The 15534-nt window shown below is 44.9% G+C and carries 19 protein-coding genes; 14 read left to right on the forward strand and 5 right to left on the reverse strand.

What is annotated here, in order from left to right; translation table 11 throughout:
- Positions 1-13: 13 nt before the first annotated feature.
- From IPJ71_01155 to IPJ71_01205, 11 genes are all read left to right on the forward strand, one after another.
- Positions 14-736 (forward strand): protein kinase, encoded by a 723-nt coding sequence (locus IPJ71_01155; protein MBK7842293.1) that lies wholly within the window; start codon positions 14-16, stop codon positions 734-736.
- Positions 727-1533, forward strand: a complete 807-nt coding sequence (locus IPJ71_01160) for a protein phosphatase 2C domain-containing protein (GenBank protein ID MBK7842294.1) — start codon at positions 727-729, stop codon at positions 1531-1533. Before IPJ71_01155 ends, IPJ71_01160 begins: the two co-directional genes overlap by 10 nt.
- Before the next feature lie 162 nt (positions 1534-1695).
- Positions 1696-1992 carry a hypothetical protein gene (locus IPJ71_01165; protein MBK7842295.1) on the forward strand — a complete coding sequence of 99 codons (297 nt, stop codon included), beginning with the start codon at positions 1696-1698 and terminating at the stop codon, positions 1990-1992.
- Between the two features lie 130 nt (positions 1993-2122).
- Entirely contained in the window at positions 2123-2380 is a 258-nt protein-coding gene (locus IPJ71_01170) for a hypothetical protein (GenBank protein MBK7842296.1), read from the forward strand.
- Between the two features lie 195 nt (positions 2381-2575).
- Positions 2576-2809, forward strand: coding sequence for a hypothetical protein (locus IPJ71_01175; GenBank protein MBK7842297.1), 234 nt, complete (start codon positions 2576-2578; stop codon positions 2807-2809).
- A 75-nt stretch (positions 2810-2884) separates the two neighbouring features.
- Positions 2885-3436, forward strand: a complete 552-nt coding sequence (locus tag IPJ71_01180; protein ID MBK7842298.1) for an ATP-dependent zinc protease — start codon at positions 2885-2887, stop codon at positions 3434-3436.
- The gene (rimK, locus tag IPJ71_01185; GenBank protein MBK7842299.1) at positions 3433-4320 is read left to right on the forward strand and encodes a 30S ribosomal protein S6--L-glutamate ligase; all 888 of its coding nucleotides are present in this window, start codon (positions 3433-3435) and stop codon (positions 4318-4320) included. Before IPJ71_01180 ends, rimK begins: the two co-directional genes overlap by 4 nt.
- A 24-nt stretch (positions 4321-4344) precedes the next feature.
- The gene (gene corA / locus IPJ71_01190) at positions 4345-5469 is read left to right on the forward strand and encodes a magnesium/cobalt transporter CorA (protein ID MBK7842300.1); all 1125 of its coding nucleotides are present in this window, start codon (positions 4345-4347) and stop codon (positions 5467-5469) included.
- Positions 5470-5715: 246 nt separating this feature from the next.
- Positions 5716-6018, forward strand: a complete 303-nt coding sequence (locus IPJ71_01195) for a hypothetical protein (GenBank protein ID MBK7842301.1) — start codon at positions 5716-5718, stop codon at positions 6016-6018.
- Between the two features lie 93 nt (positions 6019-6111).
- Positions 6112-6438, forward strand: a complete 327-nt coding sequence (locus IPJ71_01200; GenBank protein MBK7842302.1) for a hypothetical protein — start codon at positions 6112-6114, stop codon at positions 6436-6438.
- A 457-nt stretch (positions 6439-6895) separates the two neighbouring features.
- On the forward strand, positions 6896-8065 hold the full coding sequence (locus IPJ71_01205) for a hypothetical protein (GenBank protein ID MBK7842303.1): 1170 nt from the start codon (positions 6896-6898) through the stop codon (positions 8063-8065).
- Here the strand turns inward: IPJ71_01205 and IPJ71_01210 are convergent.
- The gene (locus IPJ71_01210; protein ID MBK7842304.1) at positions 8049-9524 is read right to left on the reverse strand and encodes a GHKL domain-containing protein; all 1476 of its coding nucleotides are present in this window, start codon (positions 9522-9524) and stop codon (positions 8049-8051) included. The two genes, IPJ71_01205 and IPJ71_01210, sit on opposite strands and share 17 nt — an antisense overlap.
- Before the next feature lie 216 nt (positions 9525-9740).
- On the opposite strand from IPJ71_01210, the gene IPJ71_01215 reads away from it, so the two are divergent.
- Complete coding sequence (locus IPJ71_01215) at positions 9741-10148, forward strand: response regulator (protein MBK7842305.1); 408 nt, start codon at positions 9741-9743, stop codon at positions 10146-10148.
- Here the strand turns inward: IPJ71_01215 and IPJ71_01220 are convergent.
- Positions 10131-11147, reverse strand: a complete 1017-nt coding sequence (locus IPJ71_01220; GenBank protein MBK7842306.1) for a nitronate monooxygenase — start codon at positions 11145-11147, stop codon at positions 10131-10133. The two genes, IPJ71_01215 and IPJ71_01220, sit on opposite strands and share 18 nt — an antisense overlap.
- A 143-nt stretch (positions 11148-11290) precedes the next feature.
- On the opposite strand from IPJ71_01220, the gene IPJ71_01225 reads away from it, so the two are divergent.
- A complete protein-coding gene (locus tag IPJ71_01225; protein MBK7842307.1) occupies positions 11291-12034 on the forward strand; it encodes a hypothetical protein in 744 nt (247 codons plus the stop codon).
- 60 nt (positions 12035-12094) lie between these two features.
- On the opposite strand, the gene IPJ71_01230 is transcribed toward IPJ71_01225, so the two are convergent.
- Positions 12095-12877 carry a hypothetical protein gene (locus IPJ71_01230; protein ID MBK7842308.1) on the reverse strand — a complete coding sequence of 261 codons (783 nt, stop codon included), beginning with the start codon at positions 12875-12877 and terminating at the stop codon, positions 12095-12097.
- 32 nt (positions 12878-12909) lie between these two features.
- The gene (locus tag IPJ71_01235) at positions 12910-13152 is read right to left on the reverse strand and encodes a hypothetical protein (GenBank protein MBK7842309.1); all 243 of its coding nucleotides are present in this window, start codon (positions 13150-13152) and stop codon (positions 12910-12912) included.
- Between the two features lie 8 nt (positions 13153-13160).
- Here IPJ71_01235 and IPJ71_01240 point away from each other — a divergent pair, with 8 nt between their 5' ends.
- Positions 13161-14405: an MltA domain-containing protein gene (locus IPJ71_01240; protein MBK7842310.1), complete on the forward strand. Its 1245-nt coding sequence runs from the start codon at positions 13161-13163 to the stop codon at positions 14403-14405.
- 153 nt (positions 14406-14558) lie between these two features.
- Here the strand turns inward: IPJ71_01240 and IPJ71_01245 are convergent, their stop codons facing one another.
- Entirely contained in the window at positions 14559-15260 is a 702-nt protein-coding gene (locus tag IPJ71_01245; protein MBK7842311.1) for a hypothetical protein, read from the reverse strand.
- Positions 15261-15534 lie beyond the last annotated feature (274 nt).

Consider the following 15534-nt stretch of genomic DNA (forward strand, 5'->3'; position numbering starts at 1 on the left):
GGTGGCTCGGAGGATGGTGCGACCCATCGACACATTTGATTTTCCAGAAGGATTTATTCTTTCGCGTAAATATCGTGTTATTCGCAAAGTTGGAGAGGGCTGGGAGGGGGAAGTCTATATAGTCGAAGAGCTTTTTACGAATATCGAAAGAGCTGCAAAGATCTTTTTCCCGCATCGCAATCAAAACAATCGCACAGCCAAATTTTATGCTAAAAAGCTTCATAAACTCAGAACCTGCTCAGTTCTTGTCCAGTATTTGACTCAGGAACGTATCTATTATCGGGGACATCAAATTACGTATTTGATCTCAGAGTTTGTCGAGGGCAAGACTCTAGACAGTTTTTTGGAGACCTTTCCTGGAAAAAGAATGAGCCCTTTTCAGGCCGTTCATTTGCTCTACGCCTTAGCTCGCGGACTTGAAGAGGTGCATCGCCTGAAAGAATATCACGGTGATTTGCACTATGAAAATATAATGGTGCAGCGTTACGGATTGGCTTTTGATTTGAAGGTGTTCGACATGTTTCGATGGGGTTCTGCCTCTCCAGAAAATATTCGAGACGATGTTTGTAATCTCATTCGCATTTTTTATGATTGCCTGGGGGGGAGCCGATTTTATCCCCGCCAGCCAAGGGTTGTTAAAGATATTTGTTGTGGATTGAAGCGTTCACTTATTTTAAAGAAGTTTCGAAATGCAGGAGAACTGAGGCTCTATTTGGAGAAAATGAATTGGAATTAAGAGGTCGGCAGTTTTATAATCAGCATCTTGAAGACATAGCAGTCTTCTCGAAAAATTGGCTTGAAGCTGTTATTACGACAACCATGTGTCCCGTGAACAAATTGGAAAATGAGGATTCTTGTTTTGTCATTGAAAATGGGGAATTTTCCTGCGTGGCAGTTGCCGACGGACTAGGGGGGCATAAGGGTGGAGGGCTGGCCTCGCGTCTAGCGATCTCTATCCTAAATGAAACTCTAAATATCTACGAGGCGTTTCCTCAGCCGGAGCGATTGCCAATAAGAGAAGTTATCTTAGATGCCATTGATCGATGCCATGTTCAAATTCAAGCCCTCGGAATTGGGGCCGGCACGACTTTGAGCATGGCTATTTTAACTCGTAAGACAGTGCGTTTTTATAATGTGGGAGATTCTTGTTCCATGCTGATTGGGGGCATGGGAACTCTCAAGTTTAAAAATATTGAACAGTCTCCAGTTGGCTATGGCCTAGAAGGCGGATTCCTGACAGAAGATCAGGTTGTTGGTCATTCAGCTTCAGGAATTGTCCTCAACGCCCTCGGGCTTAGCCCCTTGCGAATAGAAGTCAGTCAGGAATTTGAATTGGCGCGACGGGATAGCATCTTGCTTTCCTCAGATGGACTTACGGACAATCTGGCTTATTCTCGAATAGGCCAGATTGTCGGGCGAGGGACCTTGTTGGAGAAGATCAAAAGGCTAAAAGAGGAGGCTACCGAGCAAATGAGAAAAGAAAAGGGAAAGCCCGATGATTTAACGATGATTTTGCTGAAAGTCCGCGACTGATAGCGATAAAACTTATGCCGCATCGAGCGAAGCCCCATATTTATTGGGAGACTGTTGCTCATTCGCATGCCACAATTACTCTCAGTTAATCAATCGGCGGACGAATGAGACTTGTTCGGTCGTCAAATAGAACATATTTAACCCATGAAAGGGGAGGACTCCGTGACACTTTTTAAATTTATGATTGCAGCACTGTTTTCAGTATCTGTGGCGTCTCTAGGTTGGGCTCAGGAAGGTGGAGGTGAAGACTGGAATGCCGGAGAAGCGACGGAAGCACCTGCCGGAGATAGTGGTGCGGCAACAACGCCTCCAGGCGGTGGCGGCAGTGGGGCTTCAGAACCGGCGAAGCCTAAAACAAAAGAAGTAAAAGAAATGAAAGCAAAGAAGGAAAAGAAGAAAAAAGAGGAAAAAAAGTCAAAAAAGGGAAAAAAGAAGCATCACAGTGAAGATGCAGGCTGATAGTTTGGCTTGGACAATCGAGGCTAAGTTTCAGTTAGGTATTGAACCGGGCTTTCAGGCCCGGTTTTTGGCTTAAGAAGTGGAAAAATGGGGAGTGTCTTGTTACACTGGTTTTATTAAATTTTAAAAAATGGCGCCGCGATCGCTATATTTTGGTTATTTTTCAGAGGGGTTTATTGTGAACGTGAAGCGGATTTTGTTCTTTTGTCTGATTCTCCTTTTGCCTGCATGTCTTGAAAAGAAGAAAGAGACTGAGGTTGTTGTTGATTCCATCGTCACAGATGGTATCCCAAAAGAACAGCAGGCCAGTCCGTCGGGGACGATGGCCAATCCGGACCAAGAGGGTGGTTCCAAGTCGAGCTCGGAGACTTCTCGATCCAAAAAATGAGAGTGAGGTTTTGTTGCTCGAATTTATCAGGCAGTGCCTCATCGGCCTTTTGTTTCTTTGTACGGCATGGGGGTTTCCTCCGCCTAGCTACTCACAGGAGGATCCCGATCTTGGTGTTTCAGCCGAAGAAGCTGAACCTGTTTTTGAGGAGCCCCCCCTCCGCCGCCGACTGATGGGGCCTTTGGTGGGGAGGGTGTGACCCAGAGTGACGATTTTGGTGGAACTCCTTTTGGTACTGGAAAGGGAGATCGTTCTGGTGGAAGTGGCTATCAGGGGGGAGGATTGGGACGAAGCAATAGAAATTCTTCTTCAAAGAATGGGAAAGTTCAGTTCCACCTCGTTAAACCTGGAAATCCAAGATACGGAACTCGGTCGTCTGAGAGCAACTTGATGTCACCATCTTCCGATTCTCTATCGTCTCCCGAATAATTTTGTCGATGAATCTTTGTCCTCAATCTGTTGGTTTTGTTTGATTGGCTGCACGGAAAACTCTAAGATCGTCCTATGGTGATAAAGGACTCGATTTTCGCAGCGGAGAGCACAAAGAGCAAAGGGGTGGAGCATTCTGAAAGCAAACAGAAACCTATTCTTGGGTGGCGCGAGTGGGTGGAGTTACTAGATCTCGGGCCTACTAGAATTAAGGCAAAAATTGATACGGGAGCAAAAACATCGGCCGTTCATGCTGAGGACATCGTGGTTTTTAAAAGAAAGGGAAAACGTCGAGTTCGATTTCGTCTTTATCCATTGCAGCGCAGTCGCGAAGGTGCGGTTTGGGTAGAGGCTGATTTATTGGAAAAGCGCAAGGTACGTAGTTCTGTGGGTCATGAGACTCAGCGTCCAGTGGTCTTGGCTCAAGTTGGATTTGGTGAGCGTCAGCTCTCCATTGAATTATCTTTGATTAATCGTGATATTATGGGTTTTCGGATGTTGATCGGGCGTCAGGCCATCAGAGATCTATTCTTAGTGGATCCGGGAAGATCTTTTCTGATTGGGAAAAAGAAAAAACGGAGAAGAAAGAAGAAGACCTCTGCAAAATCGATTGGGGTTCACCAGTGATTATTGGGGTCTTATCGAGAAAGCGAGATCTCAAGTCAACCCAGTTACTTGTTCGTGCGGCTTCGGATCGCGGACATCATGTCGAGGTTATCGATCCTATTCGCTGTTTCATGAATATCGCGTCTATGCGACCGATGATTCAATTTAAAGAGAAGCGACTCGACCATTTTCATGCGGTTATTCCAAGAATTGGGGCTTCAATCACTTTTTACGGAGCCGCAGTAGTAAGGCAATTTGAGATGATGAACACATATACGGTGAATGGTTCATTGGGTGTCACGAGAGCGAGAGATACGCTGCGAGTATTGCAGATGCTCTCTCGGAAGGGAGTGGGCTTGCCCACTTCCAGTTTTGCTCACTCAACTAAAATGACAAAGGAACTCATCGAGTTGGTGGGAGGTGCTCCACTCGTCATTAAACTGCTTTCTGCACCCCAAGGGGGAAGCGTCATATTTGCACAAACTGCTAAGGCTGCGGAGAGCGTGATCGATGCTTTTCGCCGGATGGATGCCTATTTTATTGTTCAGGAATATATTCCTGAGGCTGAAGGGGCCGACATTCGTTGCGTTGTCGTTGGTGGTAAGGTTGTTGCTTCCCTTCGAAGGCAGGCAGGCGAAAGAGGATTTCCTACTTCTCTCAAGCAGACTGATTTGATTTCGTCTGTAGAGATCACGCGCGAGGAGAATGAAACTGCGCTCAGGGCCGCAAAAGTGGTTGGTTTAGGAGTTGCAGGGGTTGACTTTCTGCGTTCTAAGCGAGGGGCTCTCGTGATTGGTGTGACTCCGTCACCTAGTTTTGTCGGCATTGACAGAATTTGCGGTGTTAATGTCGCCGACAAAGTCATTCAATATGTCGAGAAAAAGATAAAATCAAACTCAATTTAACAAACTGCCTCGAGGTGAGGATTTATGAACAGCGTGGACTCTCTTTCATATCTCAAAAAAGTAACTGAATTGGCCAAGTGGAAGCGAATAGAGTCCCCGGGAAATTCCCCCGGCACTCTGGTTGCGGACACCGCCTTGCCTGCTCCGTTTATTTCTCTCCTTTCGTACAATAAAGGAGAAGTTATTGAAAAAGAAAATATCAGTCTCAAGGATGCCTTTGCAGAGGTGGGACCAAAGCGAGTGACCTGGATTGATATTCAAGGATTAGGAAATGTTGATGTTCTGAGGGAGCTTGGCGATATCATGAGTTTGCATCGCCTTGAATTGGAGGATGTCATTGATTTTTCTCAGCGAATCAGGATTCAAACTCACGAAGAGTATTGTTTTTTGATCGGCAAGCATTTGCTCTACAAGTCAGAATTGCTGGTTCAGCAGGTGAGCTTGTTTTTTGATTCGCAGACAGTGGTGACTCTGACGCCCGTTGATAGCTCATTTCTCAATCCTGTTAGATTCAGAATTCAGAATGGGATCGGACAAATTCGCCGTCAGTCATCGGAGTATTTGATTTATGCAATTGTAGACACGTTGATAGATAGCTCTTTTCCTGCCATAGATCAAATTGGTGACTTGGTGGACACGATGGAGCTTGAAGTCTTTGGCCACACGATGCCCGAAGAGGACGTTGCGAGCACAATCAGAGACACTCGGTTATCATTGTCTTATTGCCGAAAATGGATTTTGCCGATGAAAGATGTTCTTAAGAGTATTCTGGAGGGTCAAAACAAGTTTGTAGGAAAGGACACTCGAGTCTATTTTTCCGATTGCATGGATCATGTGCTGACGCAGCTGGAAACTTTGAATGCTCTCAGAGATGAAACGGCGGATCTGATGAATCTTCATCTTTCTGTTTTAAGCCAGAAAATGAATGAGATCATGAAAGTGTTAACGATCATATCCACGATCTTTATTCCTCTCGGTTTTATCGCCGGTTGCTATGGAATGAATTTTAACCCTTCGGCCTCCGAGTTCAACATGCCTGAGCTCAATTGGCCCTACGGGTACCCCACGGCGATTGGTTTGATGGTTTTTGTCGCCACTTTGCTTGTAGGATATTTTTTTCGAAAGAAGTGGATTCGGTTTCGATTTTGATTGTTTTAAATAATATTTCCTGAATAAACGCTTGATATTTTCGCGACGGATCCACATTGGCACACATTGCCAAAACCACATTCTCAATAATCCGGGAAGGTTGGGGATTTGCAAGATCCAAATAAGCGTCACTGTGTAAGCATATAGTTTTCGAGCATAGGACACCAAGTAGATCGGAACAAGACCGACAAGCCTAATCAGCCACCAATATAAAGGACTCATACGCCAGTACAGCGGACACACAACATGGAAATAGAATTTACGAATGCCGTGGAAATAGAATTTACGAATGCCATGGAAATAGAATTTACGAATGCCGTGGAAATAGAATTTACGAATGCCGTGGTAATAGATACCATTCATAAAATAGGATTTTATTCTGAGAAGGTAGCTCCTGGACAAGAAAAGTACTTTGCGAAAAACATGAAAATAAAAGGGACGGAGCAAACGGTGGAAGAACGGTCGAAAAAAGTAATAAAGGACCACTTTATTCAGAAATCTAAAAAGCTGGGATTGCCAGATTGTGTTTCCTGTAAGCGGTGCCCATAAGTAGATGGCAAACCATCTCGGAAATTGAGGTTTCTTCAGCCAAGTTTGAGTGTACCAATCCTCAAAGCAGTGGCCCGCATGAGGTGAAATCTTTTGAAACACGGCCGACTGCCAGACGTAGTTTTTGGTCATCCTCCAATGGGGGTGGGAGCAAAGAAATTGATAGAGACCAAAGACGACAGGCAACTGGATATCATCAATGATGAGATATCCACCAGTTTTAAGGAGACCCGCGGAGTAAAACCAGTCAATAAACGGAGTGGGAAATCCATGACCCCCATCAATGAGAACCAAATCAAACTCTGGATTCCTCTTCATCAGAGGCAAAGCAGTCTCGGACCTTCCAATGTCAAAATGAAGCTCCGCAGTGGGCCATCTATTTTTCTGACATGCCTCAAGAATGCGCTGAACCTCCTTTGAATCAGGAGTTATAGCCAAGTGCCTGGTCTGGCAGCGAGCAAAGACAAGAGTGCTAAGGCCCACACCTGTTTCCAAAGTTTTCATTCTGGGTCTTAGAAATCCTATGAGAAAATCAAGGATGCCCTCATATATCTCCCACGTGATGGGTTTGTCATCAAAGGTCCTGTGTAACCCCGAAGACTGACTTCGAATTTCTCTTATCTCGCGCCAGTGCCTGATCATGGACCTGTGCTCCCTCGTAATTGGTCGTAAAGATAGGTCGAGAATGGTCCTGGCATCAATCAAGAAAAGTCGTGCTGCGTCTCAATATTGAGTGTTCCCCCTTAAGAAAAAATGCTAGTCCTTGCGATTGGCGGGACCTTCAGCCTTCCCTCTGCTTTCGGGACTTTTCAATCTTCCTCAGGATTGCAATAATTTTATGTGGAATATTTTCTGTTTTTGCTCAGGAGGAGCTTAAATGAAAATGATGGGACGAATCTTTACATTTGTGGCTGGTTTCTTAATTTTCTTGTTTGTTTTTCTATGTGACGCCCAAGCTCTCAAGGTCGATGTCCAATCTGAAGGTCAAATTGTGATTTGCCGAGATGGCAATCGCGAATCCTATCGCCTTCTTGATTACTATGAGGGAGAAGAATTTCAGTCGGCATTTCCAAAGCACGAAGCCTGGGTCTTTGATAAGGTTCGGTGGGCGCTTTCTCAAGCAGAAAGTTTTCATTCTGACTTGATTAAGACGCTCTACGCTGCTCTAAAAGAGATGCCAAGTCAGCTAAAATACATTTCAAAAGGCGAGACGACATCGCCAAATGAGGGGCTGAGATCCTCTGGCCTGCCTCTCAATTGTCGTCTAGAAAAGGCGCTTTTTCGCAATTCTGGCGAAAATATAAAGTATTCTATCGAAAGTAATTTGTGGCAGAAATTGAGTGCCGATGATCAGGCTGGAGTGATCATGAATGGCCTTTTGACCGAGTTCTTTCAGAATAAGGGAATTCAAGTTGATCAAAGCAAACTCAGAGTCCTTGTGAGACTCTGGAGTCAGGGAGCGGGTCGAGTGAGAGGCGTGTCCTACTACGTGTCATCTCTGCGTGGACTTGAAAGTTTGATTCCCACTGTGACTCTGGCGGGCGTGGATTACTCAGTCGATTCAAACAACTCAATTCGCGTGTATAACAATGGCCAAGTTGAAAGTGGACTGATGGCGTCTTCAGAAAATTCATACATTTACAAAAGTCAAAATGGGTTTGATATAGATCTCAGTGGGAAGCGAGGGCCAGTGAAGCTGTCATTTCATACCACTGGGGTCCCACGCGATGCGCTTCTCAAGTCCGAGACAGTCGAGATACCCGTGCAAGGAAAAAGGCTAAAATTCAAATATGAAGTCTCGTTTCACCCAAACGGTCAGATTCAGAGAGGATTTTTTTTGAGTGAATATGGATTGCAGTTGCATATGAAAGATGGGCGTATCCGGCGATTCAAGAGCATGGAATATCATTTGGGAATCTTTGATGAGGCTGGACGACTCGTCAGTGCACGTCGGCTTTCAAATATGAACAAATTGCCTGAGGATTTTAAGGGTCCAAATGCCGCCTTGCTGAAGAGCCAAACAAAATCAGCTAGGCCGCAGTATTGATTGTCTCCATCGTTACACCATGCTCCTGAGCCAGTGGAATTTCCATTACAAAGGAGGTGTTGGGATGGTCTTTGTCATAAAAGAACCGGCCCCCATGATCTCGAACGATTGAGCTTGAGATGCTGAGCCCCAATCCAGTTCCTTTTCCAATGTCTTTAGTTGTAAAGAAGGGCTGAAGAATTTTATCTTGCAAGTTTTTTGGAATTCCGAGGCCTGAGTCAGTCATTCGAATTTGGCAAGTATTTGAAAGAGGGAGAACCTCGATTTCAAGCCATTTTTTTGTGGTTTGTGTTTCAATGGCATCCACCGCATTTTGAATGAGGTTCAAAATGACTTGGCTGATCTGTACCTCTTGGCATTTTAGTATGACAGGATGGGAGGGAGGGTTGTAGATCAGTTGAATATCACGATTTTTCAGCTTCTCCATGCACAAGGTGAGTGTTTCATCGACAATTTTTCTAACATCACATGGAAGAAAATGTGATTTTGATCCGTCGCGGGCATAAGTTCGAAGAGCTTTCACTATTTTTTCTATTCGATTGGTTGTCTCTCGGATTTTGAGGGCCACATCGTTTAGCTTATCTTTGTTTATTACCTCTTTTGAGAGCTGGCGAGTCAGAATTTCAGCATATCCATGTATGATGGCAAGTGGATTGTTGATCTCATGGGCAATGCCACCGGCCATTTCTCCGAGCGTCGAGAGCTTCGAAGCCTGAATTGTTTTGGCCTTTTCTTCGTCTAGAAGATGTTCTGCTGTCTTCCGAGCCTTGATGCTCATAAGGTATGCCTTTATAAAAAGCCCCCAAAAGAAAATTGTTATTACAAAAACAGAGATAGAGATAGTACCGGTGAAATAAAGTTGCTTTGTTTGGTCATCAAGTATCGCATCTCGTCTTGTGCTCATTTCTTCGGCCAAGGACTGCATTGCTTCTGAGTATTTGATCAACTCGTCCTTATACTCCTCAGAATCCAAAATTTCCAAGGCTTTTCCAAATTCTTGGATTTTCATTAAATTGATAGTTTCAAGTTCAAAACGATCGACAAGATTTCGCCTCGGCAACGCAAATAATTGAAAGGAGGAAGCCTTGGGCGCAAATTTTGGAATCAGAACGCTTTGATTTTGATCGAGGGCCTCGCGGTAGGCGAGGATATCGTCGATAAAATTCGATTTATGGGTGACGACCGCAAGATGGAGGGTCGTGGTTATCTTCTCGTGAAGTCGAAGTGAGATTGCATTTCGTTCCGTCAAAGGAAAATGAAACTGATTCATCTCTTGCAAGATGTAATGTCCTGATTTTAGAGAAAGGAATTGCAGCACCAGAAAAACTACACTTCCTAGGATTGCCAGAAATGCCGTTTTTCTTGGAAAATTTGAGACGGACCCAGGAGTGGTTTTCAAGTCAACGGCATCAGATTCTTCTGTCTTCGTGGGCGACATAAGTCTTTCTTTTCGCTTCATTAAATCAAATGACTTCTCGAAGTAGGCTGGAGTCTCTATTTTATCGGATCCCTAGGGGGAAATATATAGGGTATAAAAACGGAAGCGTGGGCATTTGTACCGCGTGCGGACGGTCGTTTCACTTCAAGACAAAATTATGACGATACTTTGATTTTGGTCTCATATTCCTTTGACTTCTTCTGGCTATGCTCAAGGTGTGGCAAGGAGAATTGTACGATGAAACCCAGTGCAGGAAGAAAATGGAAGATATTGATTGTGGATGATGAAGAGCTTATACGAGAATTGATTAATATGGCCTTAGAAGAGTTTGAATGTGAGTTAAGAAGTTCAAATAACACAGCGGATGGATTCAAGGTGGCCGAAGAATTTAGGCCAGATCTTATCATTTCTGATGTATTGATGCCTGGAGGCACCGGAGACAAACTAGTTTGGCGCATTCGGACGGAAATTCCTGGCTATGATCCATACGCTATTCTTATGTCAGGCTATAGCGAGTTAACTCAAAATCAAATAGAATCCTTAAGGATAGACCGAATCATTGAAAAGCCCTTTCAATTGTCACAAATTGTTTCGATCGTTAAAGAAGTACTAAAGTCCGGACCTGTCCTATCTAAGCTGGACTGAGACGAGAGATGGAGAGAGAGGCGGGAGTGTCTGTCGCGCCACCTCATATTCGCTGACCAACTTCTCAAGTATTTCTTTGCAAGAAAGAATTTCATCGATGAGACCAACGGATTGTCCAGCGCTCCACACCGACTTCCAAGTCGGCCCCTCTGCGGCCATTTGGAGGGATTTCATCCCCAACCAATGAATGATCGGCACCACAAATTTTTTTGATACGGGATGATTTTTTAAAATCCGAATGGGAAGAGGCAAGTCAAGGCCCATCTTTTGGACGTATTCTGTTCGGATAACAGAGGCGGGTGTTCCAGATATCCGAGAGGTCATTACAATGTCATCCGGTGTGGCCGTCAATACGGCCTGTTTATAAGAAGGGTCAATATGCGCCTCGTGCGACGCAATAAATCGCGTCCCAACCGAGACGCCGGCGGCGCCCAATGCCAAGCAAGCCGCGATAGTGGCTCCATTCGCCACTCCTCCAGCTGCAATAACAGGAATCTTGAGTTTTTTGGTCAGCCAAGGGATTAGAACCAAGGGTGAAATGGGACCTGCATGGCCCCCAGCTCCAGAACCCACGGCGATGACCCCGTCGGCCCCTAGATCCTGGACTTTCAGGCCGAATTCAAGATTTGTGACGTCACAAAAGACTTTAGCGCCGTTTTTGTGGGCGTCAGAAATAACTGATTTTGGGTTTCCGAGACTCGTAATAAATAAATCCACACCAGCATCAAGTGCGACACGTATATCATCCGCCTGTCGAGTATTGCTCTTGTTTACGATGATATTCACGCCAATTGGATTAGAGGTCCTGGCCTTGATCTCTTTGAGAGCTTCGGCGTATTTTTCAATGGGTCTGAAGTTGAGAGCGGGAAAAGTTCCAATTCCGCCTCCTTCTGAGATGGCCACCACCATTTTGATGTTCGAAACCAAAAACATCGGTGCTCCGATGATGGGCAATTGGCATCCAAGAAGTTCTGTCATTGAGGTCTTAATTGAAGACATTTGATGATCCTGGTTGAGATTTATATGTCGGTCCATCTTAGCACAGACTTGCGCCGACTCAAAGTGTTCGCAATTGAGACGTGAAACTTGAGATGTTGAGATCTTCACTTTAAGTTTCTATTCAAAATTGTTAATCTTAAGGCATGGGAAAATATATACGTAGGACGTTTTGGGCTTTTTCTTTGATGGGTGGAATTTCAATTCTTCAGGCATTATTGAAACCCAATTTTCTGGGTTCAAGAATTGCGGGTGATCATTCATTAAAACAGAACAGGCTTGATGCAAAGGATCCCTCGCCGTTAATGAAGTCTGTGACTTCTTTGGTGAACAAGGGGCTTGTTGTCGCCCAGAAGGGACTGGATACCGTTTGCAAGGATTGCGGCTTGAAGCTAAATCGCCTGCACTCCAATTCGGATGGGGTTTTGTCTCGATCTGAGACGGGACAGGAAGAAGATGGAAATATGGAGAGATGGAAATCTGGGAGTCCTTACAGCGCCGAAATGATGGGTCGGAAGTATGTTTATCGGGACGGCAAATATTATAGAGCTGTTGAGACGAACGTCTATCTGGATGCGGAAGGAAATCCTACCCTGGTTATCGACAATGCCCGGTCTCGTTACGAAAAAAAGGATGAGGAAGAGCAAGATTCAAACAATCGCTTTCGTCCGGATGTTGTCAAGAAGACTGAAGTGGCGAAATTGGCTGGGTCTGAGAGGGATAATTTTGTGAAATCCGGGACTCCATCAATCGCTGACTCTTATTCTCCAGAAGGAATTAAGGGCATGGTTGAAACGATAAAAGAGGCTAAGAAAAACATGGCGGAAAGAAATCGTGTTTTAGAACAGCTGGCTCAAGAGGACATGCGAAGGTCCAAGAGTCGGCACTAGCTGATTTATAAATCAAATACAAAGATACAAAGAGCAACGATACAAAGATACCTGGTCAATCTATGATTTTTTGGTTGGATTTTGTTGTATTGTAACCTGTCGTTCTTCACCTTCATTTAATTTTTTCTTTAGATCCTGTAGTTCTGCGTCCAAGAAAGTCGATGCATTGGAGCCCTTTTCTTGGATCCCCTGAATAACCTGGACGGCTCGTGCTAACTGGCCTGTTTTTCGAAGAAAGCTAAGGTACTTTTGAGTCACAGTGATTTGCAAGCTTTCTTCCTTTGAGGCTAACACGAATTCATAGTACTGAGCCGCTTCATCGTTTCGTCCAGTTTCCTCTAGAGATCGGGCATAATGATAGGCGGGTTCAACAGCTCGTCCTCCGCGCGAGAAATAGTCTTGGAGCGAATATGCAGATCGATCAAATGCATTTAACTTGTATTGAAGTTTACCTAACTGTGCGAGAAGTTCCAGGTTTTCAGGTTGGCGCCGAGCGGCCTCCTTGAGAGCTGATTCGCTGCAACTGGGATTCATTCGTTCTTCGCAGATTTGAGCAAGCCTGGTCATTTCGGCAGAAGAAGAGATGTTCAATATCTGGCGTGTCTTGAGTGGTATAACTTCTAGAAAGTATTGGTCCCAAGTGACCAAATGAATAAAGACGGCGACAAGGGCGACCGACAATAGAAAAGCCTGATTTCGAAATTGGCTGGCAAGTTTCTTGTCGATACGTCTTTCCTGTCCAGATAACACCCATCCGCAGTGGCTACAGACAACAAGGGAATCCATCATTCGCTCCTGGGGAATGATCAGGTGGCAGCGGGGGCAGAGATCTACGGGATTCATAGTTATAACCTCTCACATAAAAATATTTGCCATCAACCGCGTGCGGGCATGCGGTCCCTCGATAGACAATGAGCAATCTTGGTGCCAAATCCTTCAACGAGCAGTTCTTGTTTCGTCGCCATAAGTGTGAAAAAATAGCCAACCAAGGCGAGTTTTGGCATTTTCTTAACGGCATTTTGAGGGGAATAATATGAAATGTGGTCGGCCGCCGTATGAAATTCGAGCGTGGCAAGTGCGTTTTGCCATTTTTGGATGCCTTTTTTTTTCGTGCGCAAGATTGCAAGTGAAGGATCGGTCCTTAGCCATGAGGCCTCTCAAACAAAACAATCAGATTCTAAAGCAATTGGAGGAGGGCAGCGGGTTGAAGGGGTTGAAACAGGTCCTACAGGAACAACTCACTTATTGGGATCTCCAGGTGGGTCGCTTGAAGGGCTCCGAAAGGGAGAATTATCTGCAATCTGATATGATATTTGGCCCGACGCACATACCTCTCTCTGAATACCGTCAAGGATTGGCTCGGTTATTTGATTTTATTGGAGACACTTCAGTTTCGGCCGAAGGACTTAGAAACTACATCGACTCCAATTTTGACTTTTATGAGGTTTACGGAGGGGAAAATGGGTGGGGAAGTGTTTTGGTTACAGGCTATTTTGAGCCCCTTTTGAAGGGCTTTAAACATCCGCAGGGAAATTACACTCAGCCTTTGTATCTTACTCCCAAAAATCTGGTTACAGTCAGGTTCGATCTTTTCGCTGAAGTGATTCCCAGTCTTGCTGATTGGCGGCAGCGCTTTTTTGACCAAAGTGCGGCCCTTTATTCTTTACGAGGCCAGCTAAAGGCTCCTTCCGGTGATTCTTTGGTTCAGGAAATAGTGCCATTTCCGGATCGTCGCCAGATTGACGGCGAAGGCGTTTTAAAGGGACAGGGGCTGGAGATTTGTTATGTTGATCCCATTGAGGCCTTTTTTCTTCAGATTCAGGGGTCCGGAAAGGTTGTCTTGGAAGATGGCTCGTTTCTTCATCTGACCTATTCCGCCCAAAATGGACATCCTTATTATCCAATCGGCAAAGAACTTTTGCACCTCATTCCAAAGGAGCAAATAACTTTCCAAAAGATAGTGTCTCACTTGCAGGGGCTTTCTGGCCACGAGAGAGATGAATTGCTGTTCAAAAATCCAAGCTATGTGTTTTTTAGGAAATCTCCGGAAAATCGGGGCATCACATTTCAAGGCACTCCAGTCGCTGATGGAAGAACAATTGCCACGGATAAGAATTTGTTTCCGAAAGGGGCAATGGCCATTCTTGAGTTTGAAAGGCCTATTTTTAATCAGGATGAAGATCAATACCCTTCTTCATGGTTAATAGAGAAGCGCATTGTATTTGATCAGGACACGGGTGGCGCCATTCGTGGGCCGGGACGAGTTGACTTTTTCTGGGGTTCTGGGAAGGAGGCTGAGAAAATGGCAGGTGTCTCAAAAAATCTTGGGCGCTTGATCTATTTGCTTCCTAAACATCTGGGAAAAAAGTGACTGCCCTTCATCCGTGAAGGGCAGTTGGTGATACCTGACCTTTCGGTCAAGTGAATAGGTCAATTGGGTTGGGTAAAATTGAGTATTTACCCGACGTGGTTAGGACAAAATTGAGAAAAAACAATCTCATATGATTTTTTCTCAGATCGACTTCTAACTTCCTCCTTTGATTGAGGGGGATTGGATTTCTGTAACAGGTTCCTTTCCCAAACTTGCAGCAGCTTGTTCCAAAGTCAGTGTTGTTGCTTTTTGGCTAACAGGATCATAATGCTCTGTTTCGCCTTCAATGAGCGTGACAATATGATCAAGATCTGTTTGTGCCTTCGTCCAGATCCATTTGTAGGTGTTGAGGTATTGGTTGTTCTCATCTTTGTCTCTCAGGAAGACCAGGGCCGTTCCCGATTTGAGCTCAGATGTTTCTTTTGGGTATTTGACAACAACCAAAACTTGATGTTTTGAATCCAAAGTTGCCACCGAAACCTTTTCATTTTCGTTGCTTGGGCTGGATATTTCAGCAGGCCGATACCCCTCGTCTTGGTTGTTCTGGTTCAAACTTCCTTTGTAGAGAATTGTGGTTCCTCGGTTGAGTGGTGTCTGAAGTTCTTTGCTGATGGGTAAGCTGATTTCAATTTCGAAAGTCGAAGAGTTCTCTGACACAATTTGGGCGGAGGCAACGGCCTCAGGAATTACTTCGTCTTGAGATTTTTCCTGTACGGGCTTGCTATCAAGCACTGCTGCTGGCAATGTTGACTTTGAGCGGTGGATTTTACGATCTGAATTGCCACAACCAGTCGAGGTTATGGAAGCGAGTAAAATAAATAATCCAGAGCGAGCCAGCGGCGACACATAATTCATCGTTTCAATCCTCCAGGTTCCGTAGATGGTTATCCATCCTCAAGTTGGCGAGTTCTCACTTCATGACTTCACTCGCGTCACCTGCACAGTTTCATAAGCAATGGAAATGCCAGAGCGTCCGCTGCACGGGCCGGGCTAATTTGAAATCTTCAGAAAAAATGGGAGAAAATTCCCGGTGACAAGCTTCGCGCATTGTCTGAGAAAAAAATACGTACTCCTAATCTTTTTTAGTTTGAGTTGGGGTGTGGTGATCTCAAGAGCGAGAAGAAATTGC

Source organism: Bdellovibrionales bacterium (assembly GCA_016714165.1).
Classification (GTDB): domain Bacteria; phylum Bdellovibrionota; class Bdellovibrionia; order Bdellovibrionales; family UBA1609; genus JADJVA01.